This is a genomic window from Actinomadura montaniterrae (assembly GCF_008923365.1).
GTDB classification, from domain to species: Bacteria; Actinomycetota; Actinomycetes; order Streptosporangiales; family Streptosporangiaceae; genus Spirillospora; species Spirillospora montaniterrae.
In genome coordinates this window covers 1-15,226 of sequence record NZ_WBMR01000216.1, presented here as the reverse complement: position 1 = coordinate 15,226, position 15,226 = coordinate 1, and the positions used below count along the sequence as shown (strand labels likewise).

At 73.0% G+C, this 15,226-nt stretch carries 17 protein-coding genes and 1 pseudogene; 17 read left to right on the top strand and 1 reads right to left on the bottom strand.

What is annotated here, in order from left to right; all coding sequences use genetic code 11:
- The 3 genes from F9B16_RS41420 to F9B16_RS41410 form a co-directional block, all read left to right on the top strand.
- The coding region (locus F9B16_RS41420) for a lipase family protein (protein ID WP_151545732.1) at positions 1 to 1,177 on the top strand (1,177 nt) is incomplete at its 5' end.
- 11 nt (positions 1,178 to 1,188) lie between these two features.
- Complete coding sequence (locus F9B16_RS41415) at positions 1,189 to 1,722, top strand: hypothetical protein (protein ID WP_151545731.1); 534 nt, start codon at positions 1,189 to 1,191, stop codon at positions 1,720 to 1,722.
- A 23-nt stretch (positions 1,723 to 1,745) separates the two neighbouring features.
- Entirely contained in the window at positions 1,746 to 2,357 is a 612-nt protein-coding gene (locus F9B16_RS41410) for a hypothetical protein (protein WP_151545730.1), read from the top strand.
- Positions 2,358 to 2,409: 52 nt separating this feature from the next.
- Here the strand turns inward: F9B16_RS41410 and F9B16_RS51655 are convergent, their stop codons facing one another.
- On the bottom strand, positions 2,410 to 2,808 hold the full coding sequence (locus tag F9B16_RS51655) for a hypothetical protein (RefSeq protein WP_192809242.1): 399 nt from the start codon (positions 2,806 to 2,808) through the stop codon (positions 2,410 to 2,412).
- Between the two features lie 243 nt (positions 2,809 to 3,051).
- On the opposite strand from F9B16_RS51655, the gene F9B16_RS41400 reads away from it, so the two are divergent.
- The 14 genes and pseudogenes from F9B16_RS41400 to F9B16_RS41335 all read left to right on the top strand — a co-directional run.
- Positions 3,052 to 3,837, top strand: coding sequence for an MlaE family ABC transporter permease (locus tag F9B16_RS41400; protein WP_428993761.1), 786 nt, complete (start codon positions 3,052 to 3,054; stop codon positions 3,835 to 3,837).
- Position 3,838: 1 nt separating this feature from the next.
- On the top strand, positions 3,839 to 4,675 hold the full coding sequence (locus F9B16_RS41395) for an MlaE family ABC transporter permease (RefSeq protein ID WP_151545729.1): 837 nt from the start codon (positions 3,839 to 3,841) through the stop codon (positions 4,673 to 4,675).
- Positions 4,672 to 5,958, top strand: coding sequence for an MCE family protein (locus F9B16_RS41390; protein ID WP_225992404.1), 1,287 nt, complete (start codon positions 4,672 to 4,674; stop codon positions 5,956 to 5,958). Before F9B16_RS41395 ends, F9B16_RS41390 begins: the two co-directional genes overlap by 4 nt.
- Positions 5,955 to 6,995, top strand: a complete 1,041-nt coding sequence (locus F9B16_RS41385) for an MCE family protein (protein ID WP_151545728.1) — start codon at positions 5,955 to 5,957, stop codon at positions 6,993 to 6,995. Before F9B16_RS41390 ends, F9B16_RS41385 begins: the two co-directional genes overlap by 4 nt.
- Positions 6,992 to 8,014: an MCE family protein gene (locus F9B16_RS41380; protein WP_151545727.1), complete on the top strand. Its 1,023-nt coding sequence runs from the start codon at positions 6,992 to 6,994 to the stop codon at positions 8,012 to 8,014. Before F9B16_RS41385 ends, F9B16_RS41380 begins: the two co-directional genes overlap by 4 nt.
- Positions 8,014 to 9,054, top strand: a complete 1,041-nt coding sequence (locus F9B16_RS41375; RefSeq protein WP_151545726.1) for an MCE family protein — start codon at positions 8,014 to 8,016, stop codon at positions 9,052 to 9,054. Before F9B16_RS41380 ends, F9B16_RS41375 begins: the two co-directional genes overlap by 1 nt.
- Positions 9,051 to 10,199: an MlaD family protein gene (locus F9B16_RS41370; RefSeq protein WP_151545725.1), complete on the top strand. Its 1,149-nt coding sequence runs from the start codon at positions 9,051 to 9,053 to the stop codon at positions 10,197 to 10,199. The genes F9B16_RS41375 and F9B16_RS41370 overlap by 4 nt, the downstream gene beginning before the upstream one ends.
- Positions 10,200 to 10,203: 4 nt before the next feature.
- Positions 10,204 to 11,463, top strand: coding sequence for an MlaD family protein (locus F9B16_RS41365; protein WP_151545724.1), 1,260 nt, complete (start codon positions 10,204 to 10,206; stop codon positions 11,461 to 11,463).
- Positions 11,463 to 12,026 carry a hypothetical protein gene (locus F9B16_RS41360; RefSeq protein ID WP_151545723.1) on the top strand — a complete coding sequence of 188 codons (564 nt, stop codon included), beginning with the start codon at positions 11,463 to 11,465 and terminating at the stop codon, positions 12,024 to 12,026. Before F9B16_RS41365 ends, F9B16_RS41360 begins: the two co-directional genes overlap by 1 nt.
- On the top strand, positions 12,023 to 12,529 hold the full coding sequence (locus F9B16_RS41355) for a hypothetical protein (protein WP_151545722.1): 507 nt from the start codon (positions 12,023 to 12,025) through the stop codon (positions 12,527 to 12,529). The genes F9B16_RS41360 and F9B16_RS41355 overlap by 4 nt, the downstream gene beginning before the upstream one ends.
- 14 nt (positions 12,530 to 12,543) lie before the next feature.
- Complete coding sequence (locus F9B16_RS41350) at positions 12,544 to 13,056, top strand: nuclear transport factor 2 family protein (protein WP_151545721.1); 513 nt, start codon at positions 12,544 to 12,546, stop codon at positions 13,054 to 13,056.
- A 14-nt stretch (positions 13,057 to 13,070) separates the two neighbouring features.
- A complete protein-coding gene (locus tag F9B16_RS41345) occupies positions 13,071 to 13,628 on the top strand; it encodes a hypothetical protein (RefSeq protein ID WP_151545720.1) in 558 nt (185 codons plus the stop codon).
- Positions 13,629 to 13,720: 92 nt separating this feature from the next.
- Positions 13,721 to 14,509 carry an SAM-dependent methyltransferase gene (locus F9B16_RS41340; protein WP_192809241.1) on the top strand — a complete coding sequence of 263 codons (789 nt, stop codon included), beginning with the start codon at positions 13,721 to 13,723 and terminating at the stop codon, positions 14,507 to 14,509.
- Positions 14,510 to 14,756: 247 nt separating this feature from the next.
- Positions 14,757 to 15,226 (top strand): annotated as a pseudogene (locus F9B16_RS41335) (PucR family transcriptional regulator); the annotation flags it as partial.

Here is a 15,226-nt window from a genome sequence, read left to right as displayed (position 1 = left end):
CGGGACCGCCGCGGCGGCGCCCGACCGGCCCGCCGCCGCCGCGTCCGACCCCGCCCCGCCCGGCGACGCCTTCTACACGCCGCCCGACCCGCTGCCCGCCGGCGCGCCCGGCGACGTCATCCGGTCCCGGCCGTCGAAGGCCGGGCCGCCCACGGCGCGCAGGCTGGCCGACGCGTGGCAGGTCATGTACCTGTCCACGGACGCGCTCGGGAAGCCGGACGCCGTCACCGGCACGATCCTCGTCCCGAAGGGCGCGGACCGGGCGACGGCGCCGATCATCGGCTGGGGGCCCGGGACGAGCGGCCCGGCGTTCCAGTGCGCGCCGTCCAAGTTCATCGACGAGGGCGCCTTCTACGAGCAGTCCGCGCTGAACGAGATGCTCCAGGCCGGGTACGCGGTCGCCGTCCCCGACTACGAGGGCTACCACGCCGGCCCGAAGACCACCTACGTCGCCGGGAAGTCGATGGGGCCCGCCCTCATGGACGCCGTCCGCGCGGCGCAGCGGCTGCCCGACGCGGGCCTGTCGAAGGACGCGAAGGTCGTCTTCCGCGGCTACTCGCAGGGCGGCGGCGCCGCGATGTGGGCGGGCCAGCTCCAGCCGGCCTACGCGCCGGAACTGAACCTCGTCGGCGTGGTCGGCGGCGGCGTCCCCGCGAACCTCGCGCTGGTCGCGCTCGGCCTGGACGGCAAGAAGCCGTTCGGCTTCCTGCTCGACGCGCTGATCGGCCTCGACAACGCCTACCCGGAACTGGACCTGGACTCCTACCTCAACGACGCCGGAAAGGCGGCCGTCGCCGGAATGCAGCAGCACGACTGCACCCTCGAACTGCTGCTGAATTACCCGGGCAAGAAGGTCACCGACTACTTCACGACGAATCCGCTCGGCACGAAGCCGTGGGCGGACCGCGTCACCGAGAACCGGCTCGGCGGAACGCCCATCAAGGTGCCCGTCCTGCAATACCACTCCGACGCCGACGAGATCGTCGCGTTCAACCAGGCGAACGCCCTGCACCAGCAGTACTGCACCGAGGGCGTGCCGCTCACCTGGAAGGTCTGGAAGGGCCTGAGCCATATCACGCTCGTCTACCGCGGAAACGCGGACGCCATGGCGTTCATCGCGGACCGGCTCGCCGGGAAGCCCGCGGCCTCGAACTGCACCACCACCCCGAGTTCCTGAAGGAGAGTTCGATGATTCGGCGATTGATCATCGGAACCGTGCTCGCGTCCGTGACGGCCGCGGCCGCCGCCGGCTGCGGCGGCGGCGGAGACAAGGCGAAGCCGGAGGTCGCGTGGGCCGGGAAGGTCTGCGACGGCGTCACCGCGAGCGGCGCCGGCCTGAGCTTCCCCCAGATCGACCCGAAGAACGGGGCGAAGTCCGCCAAGGCCCTCGCCGGCTTCCTCGACGCCATGGGCAGGCGCCTCCAGACGATGGAGACCCGGCTCCAGGGCGCGGGCGCGCCGCCCATCGACAACGGGCAGGCGGCGCTGAACACGGCGCTGGCCAACCTGCGCGGCACCGAGTCGGCGGTCCGGACCGCGTCCGCCGGCCTCGCGAAGGCCAAGGTGACCGACGCCAAGTCGTTCAAGGCCGCGGTCACCGCGGCGGGGCAGGCGATGCAGAAGGTGCAGACCTACCAGGGCCCCACCAAGGACCTGCGCGCCGACCCCGCCCTGGCCAAGGCGTTCGACCAGGCCGGCTCCTGCAAGACGCACCAGCTGTGAACGCCGGGGTCAGGAGCACCGCCATGGCACGCCGCGCGATCGCCGGGCTCGTCCTCGCGGCCCTCGCCGCCGCGCCGCTCGCCGGATGCAGCGGCGATGACGGGGGCGGCAAGGGCACCACCGCGGCCGCCGCGCCCACCGCGACCGGCGCGTCCGCCACCGCGAAGGCGGAGCCGCGCCGCAAGGCGACGAAGGCGACGATCACCTGGGCCGGACGCGTGTGCCGCGCGATGCCGCCGGGCATCACCGACTCCCCGCTGCCCAAGATCAAGGCGCAGGACGTCGCCGCCTCCGAGCGCGCGATCGCCGCCTACATGACCGGGATGGCGAAGCGCCTCGACACCGTCCGCACCCGCCTCCAGCAGGCCGGATCGCCGCCGATGGCGGACGGCCGGACCGTGCTGGACGCGACGCTGAAGGACCTGGAGACCACCGGGCGGCAGCTGCGGGACGCGGCGTCCGGGCTGCGCACCGGCCGGGTCGGCACGCCCGCGTTCCGCACGGCGCAGGCGAACGCGGGCAAGGCGATGCGCCGGCTCGGCGCCTACCGGCCGCCGACGAGGGCGCTGCGCGCGTCCCCCGCGATCGGCGACGCGTTCACCCGCGCCGCCCCCTGCAAGAAGCCGGGCGTATGACGGGCGGCGGGCTCGCGGTCATTTCACCCCGGCGGACTTCATGCGGGCGGGGTCACTTCGCACCGGCGGACTTCATGCAGGCGAGCAGGGCGGCCTGCATGTGGGTGTCGCCGGGGCCGGGGGTGGGCTGCCAGTGGCTCACGTCGTCGGGGACCTTGACGCCGTGCGCGCGCATGCACGCGACGAAGTCGTTGACGACCTTGGTCGGCGCGGAGGACGGAGCGGCGCCGCCGGGCGTGCCGGAACCGCCGGTGCCACCGCCCGCGGAACCGCCCCCGCCGCCGGGGCCGCCGGAGCCTCCGGGGCTCGACGGGACGGTGATGCCCACGCTCACCTCCGGGTTCGGGGCGGACGAGGAGGACGAGTCGCTCTTGCCGTCGCCGCCACCGCCGCAGGCGGTGAGGGAGAGCGCCGGCGCGAGCAGCAGGGCTGCGAGACGACGTCGGTTCACTTCGGTTCCTTCCCGCGGGGTGGGGCCTTGACGATAGCCGGTTCCGCGCCGTTCGCGCGCCCCCTCCCGGCGGCCGGGAAACGTGTTGCCCGATGCCAGATAAATGCTCATGATCATCAAGAATGTGTCAGTTCGGGATAGAAGAGCGCGAGCCCGGGGATTTTCGTTCCCCACCTTCTTGCATATCGAATTTACCCGCCAGTAGTTTTCCTGGACCATGCGAACGCGAAAGGAGGCCCGGCCGTGGCGGCACCGGTCATCGAATTCCCGCTGAGCGCGCTGCGCCAGGCGGGGCGGATGTTCGCGCTCGGCGCCACCGTGCTCGGCATGTCGTTCCGCCGGCCGTTCCAGTTCCGCGAGTTCGTCGAGCAGTTCTGGTTCATCGCCAGCGTGACGATCCTGCCGACCGCGCTCGTGTCGATCCCGTTCGGCGCGGTCACCTCGCTGCAGGTCGGCTCGCTCACCCAGCAGTTCGGCGCGCAGTCGTTCACCGGCGCCGCCAGCGTGCTGGTGGTGATCCAGCAGGCCAGCCCGATGATCGTGGCGCTGCTGGTGTCCGGGGTGGCGGGCTCGACGATCTGCGCGGACATCGGCGCCCGGACGATCCGCGAGGAGCTGGACGCGATGGAGGTGCTCGGCGTCTCGCCCGTCCAGCGGCTCGTGGTGCCGCGCGTGCTGGCGTGCGTCGCGGTCGCGCTGCTGCTGAACGGGCTGGTCTCGGTCGTCGGCGTCGCGGGCGGCTACTACTTCAACGTCATGATGCAGGGCGGCACGCCCGGCGCGTACGTCGCGAGCTTCTCCGCCCTGGCGCAGCTCCCCGACATCTACGTGGGGGAGGCGAAGGCGCTGCTGTTCGGGTTCGTCGCCGGCGTGGTCGCCGCGTACCGGGGGCTGAACCCGAAGGGCGGGCCGAAGGGCGTCGGCGACGTCGTCAACCAGTCCGTCGTCATCACGTTCCTGCTGCTGTTCCTGATGAACCTCGTGATCACCGGGATCTACCTGCAGGTCGTCCCGCCGAAGGGAGGCTGACGTGAGCCTTTTGACGGTGGTGAGGGGCGGCCCGAACCGGTGGTTCGCGTGGCTGGACCAGCCCGGCGACCAGGGCACCTTCTACGTCAAGGCGCTGCTGTGGACGCCGCGCGCGCTCCACCGGTACCGCAAGGAGGTGCAGCGGCTGCTGTCGGAGGTCGCGTTCGGCAGCGGCGGCCTCGGCGTGATCGGCGGCACGATCGGCGTGATGGTCGCGATGACCCTAGCGACCGGCGTCGTCGTCGGCATGCAGGGCTACTCGGCGCTCCAGCAGATCGGGACGTCGGCGTTCACCGGCTTCGCGTCCGCCTACATCAACACGCGCGAGATCGCGCCGGTCGTGTCGGGCCTCGCGCTGTCGGCGACGGTCGGCGCCGGGTTCACCGCGCAGCTCGGCGCGATGCGGATCAGCGACGAGGTGGACGCCCTGGAGGTGATGGGCATCCCGAGCCTGCCGTACCTCGTGACGACCCGGATCATCGCGGGCGCCGTCGCGATCGTCCCGCTGTACGCGGTCGGGCTGCTGTGCGCGTACCTCGCGTCCCGCGAGGTCACCGTGAAGGTGAACGGGCAGTCCGCGGGCACCTACGACCACTACTTCGGGCTGTTCCTGTCGCCGACGGACGTGGTGCTGTCGTTCCTGAAGGTGCTGGTCTTCAGCGTCCTCGTGATCCTGTCGCACTGCTACTACGGCTACCGCGCGGCCGGCGGCCCCGCGGGAGTGGGGAAGGCCGTCGGCCGCGCGGTCCGCACCTCGATCGTGCTGATCAGCGTGAGCGACTTCTTCTTCAGCCTCGCGGTCTGGGGCACCAACACGACGGTGAAGGTGGCCGGATGAACGCCCGGCGGGAGGCCCGGATGCGCAAGCGGGCGGGCGGCGAGGCGGTCGCCGGGCGGCGGCTCGCCGGCGTCGCGTTCCTGCTGGTGCCGGCGCTGCTGGTCTGGCTGTCGATCGCGATCTACGACAAGGCGTTCACCAAGGTCAGCTGGGTGACGCTCAGGACGGCGAGCGCCGGCAGCGAGATGCACCCGCACGCGGACGTGAAGCTGCGCGGCGTCGTCGTCGGCGAGGTGCGGACGGTGTCGTCCGACGGCGGCGTCGCGACGCTGAAGCTGGCGATCCAGCCGGACAAGGTGCGGCTGCTGCCGCGCAACGTCTCGGCGCAACTGCTGCCGACGACGCTGTTCGGGCAGCGGTTCGTCGCGCTGATCCCGCCCGCGCAGCCGAGCCCGGCGCGGCTCACCGCGGGCAGCACCATCAGCCAGGACCGCTCGTCCAACGCGATCGAGCTGCAGCGGGTGATGGACAACCTGTACCCGCTGCTCACCGCCGTGCAGCCGGCGCAGCTGTCGGCGACGCTGACCGCGGTGTCGCAGGCGCTGAGCGGGCGCGGCGAGCAGCTCGGCAGGACCCTGGTGGAGCTCGACGCCTACCTCAAGAAGATCAACCCGAGCCTGCCCGCGCTGAACCGGGACATCCGGGAGCTCGTCGCCGTCAGCAACGACTACAGCGAGGCGGCGCCCGACATCCTCCAGGCGCTCAACGACTTCAGCTACACGACCCGCTCGATCGTCCAGCAGAAGGACGACCTGAGCCGGCTGTACGCGACCGTCACCGGAGCCTCGCAGGACATGTCGGACTTCCTGCACGAGAACTCGGCCAACTTCATCGCGCTCGCCGCCGACAGCCGCGCCTCCCTGCAGGTGCTCCAGAAGTACTCGCCCGAGATGCCCTGCACGCTGCGGATGCTGAACGACTTCATCCCGCTGATGGACAGGGTCCTCGGCAAGGGCACGAAGCGGCCCGGCCTGCACGTGGACGTGACGACCGTCCAGAACAAGGGCCGCTACGTCCCCGGCAAGGACACGCCCCGCTACACCGACAAGACCGGCCCGCACTGCTACCCGGCCGGCGGCACCGTGAAGTCCGCGCCGCCGAACGCGGCCACCCCGGTCGCCGTCGCGCCCGGCGCGCTCGGCCTGCCGAACTCCCCGGAGGAGAACCGCCTGGTCAACGAGCTGCTGGCCCCCGGCCTCCAGGAGGTCCCCGAGGACCTGCCCGACTGGAGCAGCGTGCTCCTCGGGCCCGTCTACCGCGGCACGGAGGTGCGGATCCGATGAACCGGAGAGGGCTGCTCGGCCCGCTGTGGAAGTCGCTCGCGTTCGTCGTCGTGACGGTCGTGGCGACCGGGATGCTGGCGCTCACCATCGCGCAGACCGGCGGCGGAGGCTCCGTCACCTACCGGGCGCGGTTCACCGACGCGTCCGGGCTGCGCGACGGCGACAGCGTGCGGATCGCCGGCGTCCAGGTCGGCCGGGTCGGCGGGATCCGGGTCGCCGGCCGCCGGCAGGCGCTCGTCACGTTCAAGGTCGACCGCGGGCACCGGCTGCCCGCCTCGTCCACCGCGACGATCAAGTACCTGAACCTGATCGGCCAGCGGTACCTCGAGATCGGCCGCGGCACCGGCGACGCCGGCGTCCTGAACCCCGGCGCGACGATCCCCGTCGAGCGGACGGCCCCCGCGCTCAACCTGACGCAGCTGTTCAACGGCTTCCAGCCGCTGTTCCAGGCGCTGTCGCCGAAGGACGTCAACCAGCTCGCCGGATCGATCGTGCAGGTGCTCCAGGGCGAGGGCGGGACGGTCGAGGACCTGCTGTCCACGGTCGGGTCGCTCACCAGCAGCATCGCCGACAAGGACCAGGTCATCGGGCAGGTCGTCGACAACCTCAACGCCGTCCTCGACACGATCAACGCGCGCGGCGACAACCTGTCGGGCCTCATCACGACGCTCCGGCGGCTCGTGTCCGGCCTCGCCGGCGACCGGACGTCCATCGGGAACGCGATCAGCGCCCTGGACGACCTCGCCGGCGCCACCACCGACCTCCTCCAGGAGGGCCGCGCCCCGCTCAAGCAGGACATCGCGCAGCTCGGGCGGCTGTCCACCAACCTCAACGACGACTCCCCGACCGTCGAGAAGTTCCTGCGGACGCTGCCGGTGAAGATGGCGGCGATCGGCCGGATCGGCTCGTACGGGTCGTGGATGAACTTCTACATGTGCGAGGCGTCCGTGACCGGGGTGACCTACCAGCAGTACCCGGGCGAGACCCACCCGGCGCCGACCGGCGTGCGGTCGGACGCGGCGAGGTGCGGATCATGAGGCGGCCGCGGCTCAAGCCGGTCCGCGAGCGCAACCCGGTCCTCGTCGCGATCGTGTCGATCGCGCTGCTCGTCGCCGCCGGGCTCGCCGCGTTCAACGCCAAGGACCTGCCGCTGATCGGCGGCGGCACCACCTACCGGGCCGACTTCGGCGAGGCGGCCGGGCTGCGCCCGGGCAACGAGGTCCGCGTCGCGGGCGTCAAGGTCGGCGAGGTCACCGGGGTCCGGCTGGACGGCGCGAAGGTCGCGGTGACGTTCCGGGTGAAGCGGACCTGGGTCGGCGACGCCAGCACCGTCGCGATCGCGATCAAGACGCTGCTCGGCGACAAGTACCTCGCCGTCGACCCGCTCGGCCCGCACCGCCAGGACCCTGGCCGGACGATCCCGCTGGCCCGCACCACGTCCCCCTACGACGTGACGCAGGCGTTCCAGGACCTCGCCACGACGACCGGGCAGCTCGACTCCGTCAAGCTCGCGCAGAGCCTCGACGCGATCTCCGGCGCGTTCGCGCACACCGCGCCGAGCGTCCGGCAGGCGCTGAGCGGCGTGTCCGCGCTCTCCAAGACGATCTCGTCGCGGGACGCGCAGCTGTCCCGGCTGCTGGCGAACACCCGGCAGATCACCGGCACGGTCTCCGGCCAGACCCAGGACGTCCAGGCGCTGCTGCGCGACGGGAACCTGCTGCTGGACGAGATCGGCCGGCGCCGCGAGGCGATCCACGGGCTGCTCGTCGGGACGCAGTCGCTGTCGCAGCAGATCAGCGGGCTCGTCGACGACAACCAGAAGCAACTCGACCCGACGCTGCGCGCGCTCGGCCGCGTCACCGACCTGCTGCAGAGGAACCAGGGCAGCCTCGACCGGGCGCTGAGGACCGCCGGCCCGTACACGCGGCTGCTCGGCAACTCGATGGGCAACGGACGCTGGCTCGACGGGTACCTGTGCGGGCTCGTCCCGAAGGACTACGCGCCCAGGACGACACCGGAGAAGGGCTGCATGCCGCCCAGGAAGGGCGGGCACTGATGCTGCGCAAACTCGCCGGACCGGCGTCGCTCGTCGCCGCCGGGCTCGCCGTCATCGCCGCCGCGACCGTCGCGTTCCTCGTCCTGCGGCCCCCGGCCGGGACCCGGATCACCGTCTACTTCCACGACGCCGTCGGCGTCTACAAGGGCTCCGACGTGCGGATCCTCGGCGTGAAGGCCGGCACGGTGAACTCCGTCCGGGCCGAGGGAACGCAGGTCAGGGCCGTGCTGACGGTCGACCACGGGATCGACGTCCCGGCCGGCGCGAACGTCGTCGCGATCGCGCCGAGCCTCGTCGCCGACCGGTACGTCCAGCTGACGCCCGCCTACACCGGCGGCCCGAAGATGGCGACCGGCGCGGTGATCCCCGTCGAACGGACCGCGACGCCCGTCGAGCTCGACCAGATCTACGCCAGCATCACCAAGCTGTCGAAGGAGCTCGGGCCGGGCGGCGTCAACAAGGACGGCGCCCTGTCCCGCGTCCTCGGCACCGGCGCCGAGAACCTCCAGGGCAACGGCCAGGACATCCGCACCACCACCGAGCGGATGGCGCAGGCCGCCAAGACCCTGTCGGGCTCGCAGAAGGACCTGTTCGCGACGATCTCGAACCTGTCGGCGTTCACCTCGATGCTGAAGACGAACGACGGGCAGGTCCGGCAGGCCGAGCAGCAGCTCGCCGACGTGACCGGGTTTCTCGCCGACGACCGGGACGAGCTGGACGCGGCGCTCAAGGCGCTCGCCGCCGCGCTCGCCAAGGTGAAGGTGTTCATCCACGACAACCGTGAGCAGATCAGTACGAACGTGGCGAAACTCTCGAAGATCACGCAGCTGCTGGTGGACCAGCGCAGGTCCCTCGCCGAGGCCCTCGACGACCTGCCGCTCGCCGTCACCAACGTCCTGAACGCCTACGACCCGAGGAGCCGGACGCTGATGGGCCGCGGCGACCTCACCGAGATGAGCCTGCCGCTGCCCGCCACCGGACGCGCCGCGCCCGCCGCGCCCGCCGCGCCGGCCGCCGGCTCGCCGAAGGGAGCGCCATGACCAGGGCGAACGCCCGGCGGGCGAGGACGGCGGCGCTGCTCGCCGCGCTCGCCGCGACGACGCTCGGCGGCTGCGGCCCGGCCGGGTTCGGCGGCGTCCAGGACCTGCCGCTGCCCGGCGGCGCCGACCTCGGCGACCACCCGTACACGGTGAAGGCGGAGTTCGCGAACGTGCTGAACCTCGTCCCGCAGTCCGCGGTGAAGGTCAACGACGTCGCGGTCGGCCGGGTGGTGAAGGTGGCGCTGCCGCCCGGCGGCTGGACCGCCGAGGTCACCATGAAGATCAACGGCGATGTGCGGCTGCCCGCGGACGCGTCCGCGCAGCTGCAGCAGTCGAGCCTGCTGGGCGAGAAGTTCGTCCAGCTCAGCGCCGCACCCGCGAGCACCGGACTCCCGGGGGGCGCCGCCGCGCCGGGCGGTGCCGCGCCGGGCGGGCCCGCGCCGTCCGCGAGCACGGGAAGGCTCGCGGACGGTGCGGTGATCCCGGTGTCGCGCACCAACCGGAACCCGGAGGTCGAGGAGGTGTTCGGCGCGCTGTCGATGCTGCTCAACGGCGGCGGGATCGCGCAGCTGCGCACCATCACCACCGAGATGAACAAGGCCCTCGACGGCAACGAGCCGCAGATCCGGTCGCTGCTGGAGCAGGCGAAGAGGCTCGTCGGCGACCTCGACGCGAACAAGCAGGGCATCACCGACGCGCTGGACGGCATCAACCGGCTGTCGGGGACCCTGCGCGCGCGCCAAGGGCAGATAGGCGTCGCGCTCGACGACATCGAGCCCGGCCTGAAGGTGCTGGAGGAGCAGCGCGGCGCGCTCGTCCGGATGCTGAACTCGCTGAACGACCTGTCGGGCGTCGCCGTCACGACCGTCAAGCAGAGCCAGGCCGACCTCGTCGCCGACCTCCAGGCGCTCGAACCGACCCTGCGCAAGCTGTCGGACGCCGGGCACGACCTGCCGAACGCGCTGCAGGTCCTGCTCACCTACCCGTTCACCGACGCCGTCCTGCCCGCGGTCAAGGGCGACTACCTCAACGTGTATCTCCAGGTCACCGCGCAGCCGGGGACCCAGATCGTCCCGCCGGTGACGCCGCTGCCGCGCAGCGGCGACGGCACGCCCGCGGGCGGCCCGGCGGGGCAGGGGGGCTGACCGGATGCTGACCATCGGCACCAGGATCAAGAACATCGTCTTCCTGATCGTCGGCGCTCTCGCGATCTGCTACGTCGGCCTGAACTACGCCGACCTCGGCGGATACGTCGGCTTGAAGGACTACTACGTCGTCAAGGTCGACCTGCCCGAGGCGGGCGGCCTCGCGAAGAACGCCGACGTCACCTACCGGGGCACCTCCATCGGCCGCGTCGGCGGCCTCGACCTCACCGGCGACGGCGTCATCGCCGACCTGCGGATCCGCAAGTCGGCGCCCAAGGTTCCGCGCGACACCCAGGCCGTCGTCGCGGACCGCTCCGCGATCGGCGAGCAGTACATCGACCTGCGGCCCCGCACCGGCACCGGCCCCTACCTCGCCGCCGGCTCGGTCATCCCGCGCTCCTCCGCCACCACCCCGGCGCCCGTCACCGACCTGCTGACCAGCGTGAACGACCTCGCCGCGTCCGTCCCGACCGGGTCGCTGCGGACCGTCGTCGCCGAACTCGGCCGGGCGTTCGCCGGCGAGGGCCCGAACCTCCAGGTGCTGCTGGACAACAGCCACACCCTCACCGAGGCCGCCGACCGGAACATCGAACCGACCCGCTCCCTCATCGGCGACAGCCAGACCGTCCTGAACACCCAGGACGAGGAATCGGGCGCCCTGAAGGCGTTCGGGCGGAACGCCCGGCTGCTGTCGCAGCAGCTCCGCGCCTCCGACCCCGCGTTCCGCAAGCTCGTCGCCACCGCGCCCGGCGCCGCCGGCGAGTTCCAGGGCCTCGTCCGCGACCTCGACCCGTCGATGAGCGTCCTCATCGCGAACTTCCTCACCACCTCCCGCGTCCTGCAGCCCCGCACGGACGGCCTGGAGCAACTCCTCGCCAAGCTCCCCGACGCGGTGTCCATGGGCCTGACCGTCGCGCACGACGGCCGCCTCAACTTCGGGATGGTCAACACGTTCTTCAACCCGCTGCCCTGCACGTCCGGCTACGGCGGGACGCGGTACCGCAACGGGCTCGACACGTCCCCCGGCCCCGCCCTCAACACCGCGGCCCGCTGCACGGCGCCCGCGTCCAGCGGGGTCAACGTGCGCGGATCGGCCAACGCCCCGCACCCGCCCGTCCCGGCCGCCGCCCGCCCCGGCTCCGTCCTCGGCGGCGCTTCCGCCGCGCCGGCGAACCCGGCCCTGCCGGGCGCGCTCGCGCTGCCCGGCGTGGCGCCCGGACCGTCCGGGATGAGCGCCCTGCTCGGCCTGAACGGAGGGCACTGATGACCGCCACCCTGAAGGCCGAACCCCGGCCCCGGCCCCGCCCCAAGCGCCGCCTCCTCCTCGCCGGGTGGGGCCTCATCGGCTGGGCCGCGATCCTCGCCGCCGCCGCGTTCCTCGGCTGGACGGCCTTCACCCTCTTCCCTGCCGGCGGCGACCGCGCGAGCGGCCCCGAACGCGAACGCGACCTCGTCCTGCGCAGCAGCAGCCGCGAGATCGCCGCGCTCAACACCATGGACCGGTCCGACCCGTCCGCCGGCCTCAAGGCGTGGCTCGACGCGACCACCGGCCCCCTGCACGACCAGCTCCAGCGCGACGAGACCGCGAACCGCGCGAAGATCGGCACGTCCCGGACCAGCGCGTTCGCGACCGTCACCGGCGCCGCCGTCACCTCCCTCGACACCGCCGCCGGCAAGGCCCAGGTCATCGCGTCCGTGCAGGTCACCCTCACCCCGCAGGGCGGCACGCCCACCCTGCAGCGCAAGCGCTTCGAGGCCGGCGCCGTCCGCACCGCGGCCGGCTGGAAGCTCGAATCGCTCACCTCCATCCCGGCCGGTGCGCGATGAACCGCGTCCTCGGCCTCTCCAAGCCGCTCGGCGTCGCGCTCGGGCTCGTCCTGATCGCGCTGCTGCTGCACCCCATCGCCGGACGCTTCCGCGACGACGGCTCTCCGCACGACCGCGCCGTCCTCGACGGCGTCGCCACCACCGACGTCACCGGCGACGTGTCCACCGCGCTCAGCCGCATCTTCAGCTACACGCCGGGCGACGTGAACGCCGCCCGGCGCGCCGCGTCCGACGTGCTCACCGGGTCCGCCGCCGCGCAGTACACGAAGATCTTCGGCCAGGTCGCGCGGCAGGCGCCCGCCCAGCGCGTCACGCTCACCACCCGCGTCACCCGCGCCGGCGTCATCTCCCTCGTCGGCGACACCGCGCGGCTGCTGGTCTTCCTCGACCAGACCGCCACCCGCGCCGGGAAGCCCGACGGGACGCCCGCCGCCGCCCAGCTCACCGTCACCGCGCACCGCGACGACGGCCACTGGCGCATCACCGAGCTGAAGTCCGCGTGACCGGGAGGCCCGCCATGCCGGAATCCGACAACCTGCAAAGGACGGCGGCGTGCCTCGCCGTCCTCGCCGCCCTCTTCGCCGCCTGGGCCGGCTGGAACTGGCACACCGCCGCCCACGACGGCGCCTACGACTACTCCCGCACCCGCGACGACGTCCTGCAGAGCGCCGAGCAGGGCGTCCAGAACCTCAACACCCTCGACTACCGCACCGTCGACGCCGGCCTGAAGACCTGGCTCGACTCCACCACCGGCGACCTCCACCGGCAGATCGCCCAGGACCGCGCCGGGTTCACCGACCGGGTCCGCAAGGCCCGCACCGTCACCACCGCCAGGATCCTCGACGCGGCGGTCTCCGAACTGGACGAGCGGTCCGGCAAGGCGAGCGTGCTCGTCGCCGTCGAGACCACCGTCACCCCGCCCGGCGGCGCCCCCGTCACCAAGCAGAACCGCCTCGAAGGCCGCCTCGCCCGCACCGCCGGCGGCTGGCGGATCAGCGACCTCGGCCAGGCCCCGACGGGCACGACGTGAGAGGACGGCCCGCCATGGCCGCGCACACCACCCGCATCCTCGGCGGCGCCCGCTGGAAGGCCGCCGCCGCCTCGCCCGCCGTCCTCGGCCTGCTCGCCGTGCTGCTCGCCGCGTCCGGCATCGGGATGTACCGGCAGGCCCGCGACGTCCGCGCCGACCCGGCCGTCCGGAACACCGCCCTCACCGACAGCGCCGCCACCAGCGAGGTCAAGGGCGCCGCCGCCGACATGGTCGGCCGGCTGTTCTCCTACACCTACACCGACCCCGGCCGCACCGACGCCGCCGCCCGGACCTGCCTCACCGGCGCCGCCGTCCGCCAGTACGCCGCGCTGATGGGCCGCGTCCGCGCCGACGCGCCGCGGCAGCGGACCGTCCTCAGCACCAAGGTCACCGACAGCGCCGTCATCACCCTCCGCGACGGCCGCGCCCGCCTGCTCGTCTACGCCGACCAGCAGACGACCCGCGTCGCCGACGGCAAGGGCACCACGTCCCCCGCCATGCTCGCCGTCACCGCCGTCCGCCATTCCCGCCAATGGCGGATCACGAGCATTGACACGTTCCAGAACCGGTGACCGCGATCCGCGCGATGGCTCCGGCGCGCATTCCTGTTTATGGTCGGTGTGTCCGGGGGGACGGAGCCGCGCGAAGAGGAGGCCCGGCGGGGATGAGCGGCGAACGGCCGGCGGCGGGCATGGACGTCACGCGTCCCAGCCCCGCCCGCATCTATGACTGGTTACTCGGCGGCAAGGACAATTTCGAGGCCGACCGCGAGGCCGGCGCGCGGCTGCTGGAGGCGCAGCCGCTCGCGGGGATGATGGCCCGCGCGAACCGGGGCTTCCTGGAACGCGGCGTCCGCGCCCTCGCCGAAGCGGGCGTCCGCCGGTTCCTCGACCTCGGCACCGGCCTGCCGACCTCGCCGAACGTCCATGAGATCGCCTTGGCGGCCGATCCGGGCGCGCGCGTCGTCTACGTCGACAACGACCCGCTCGTGGCCGCCCACAACGCCGCGCTGCGCGCCAAGCCGGCCGGGGTCGCCGCGGTCCACGCCGACATCCGCGACCCGGACGCGGTGCTCGCCCGCCCCGAGGTCGCCGACCTGCTCGAACCCGGTGAGCCGGTCGCCGTGCTGATGCTCGCGGTCCTGCACTTCCTCCCGGACGAGGACGACCCGCACGCCGTCGTGGCCGCCTACCGCGACCGCCTCGCCCCCGGCGGGTACCTCGCCGTCTCGACGCCGAGCACCGAGGGCTACACCGGCGCCGAACTCGCCGAGATCACCAGCCCCTACCGGACGGCGACCGCGGGCGTCACCATCCGGACCCGGGAGTCCATCGAGGCGTTCTTCGGCGGCTGGCCGCTGCTGCCGCCCGGGCTCGTCGAGGCGTCCCGGTGGCGGGTCGACGGCCCCGAGCTGCGCGGGAAGATGCTCGCCGGCATCGCCCGCAGGCCCTGATCCGGCCCCGCGCGAAGGAAATGGTCCGTCCGGGACGGGCCGGGGCGACGATTTCACCGGTCATTCGGAAAATGCGAAACGCGCTCGTCACCGGGCCCGCGCTTTTGTCAGTCGACTCCATGAAAGTGCCCCCAACGGTTTATTCCAGCGACAATCGGAATCGGGCCGCGATCCGCGATCCTGGGAGCGCCGCCGACCGGCGGGCCTGGGACAGGGGGATCGACGCGTGGTGCGAACGGGATTGGACGTGCGGCCCTTCGAGGCCGTCCCGGCATGGGTGGCCGAACGGCTGCGGCCGCAGGTGGACCGGGCGGCCGACGAGGTCCTGAACGAGCTGCGGCGCGGCGACCCGCCGCTCGGCGACGAGGAGGCCGGGCGGGCGCGCGCCGGGATCGCCGCGGGGATCCGGCATTTCTGCGACCTGGTCGAGGACCCCGGCGCCGGGTGGGAGCGGGTCGCGGCGTTCTACCTGCGGGTCGGCCGGCACCTCGCCCGCGACGGCCGCGACCCGGTCGAGGTGCAGCAGGCGCTGCGCCGGTCCGCGCTCGCGGCGTGGCGGACGCTCGCGGCCGTGCCCGGCGGCCTCGACCTCGACCTCGGCGCGCTCAGCCTCGTCGTCGACGCCCAGTTCTGCTACATGGACGCGGTCGCGGAGGTGATCGCCGCCGGGTACGCCGCGGAGGTCGCGGCCCGCGCGGACGGCGCGGCCGGCGGCGA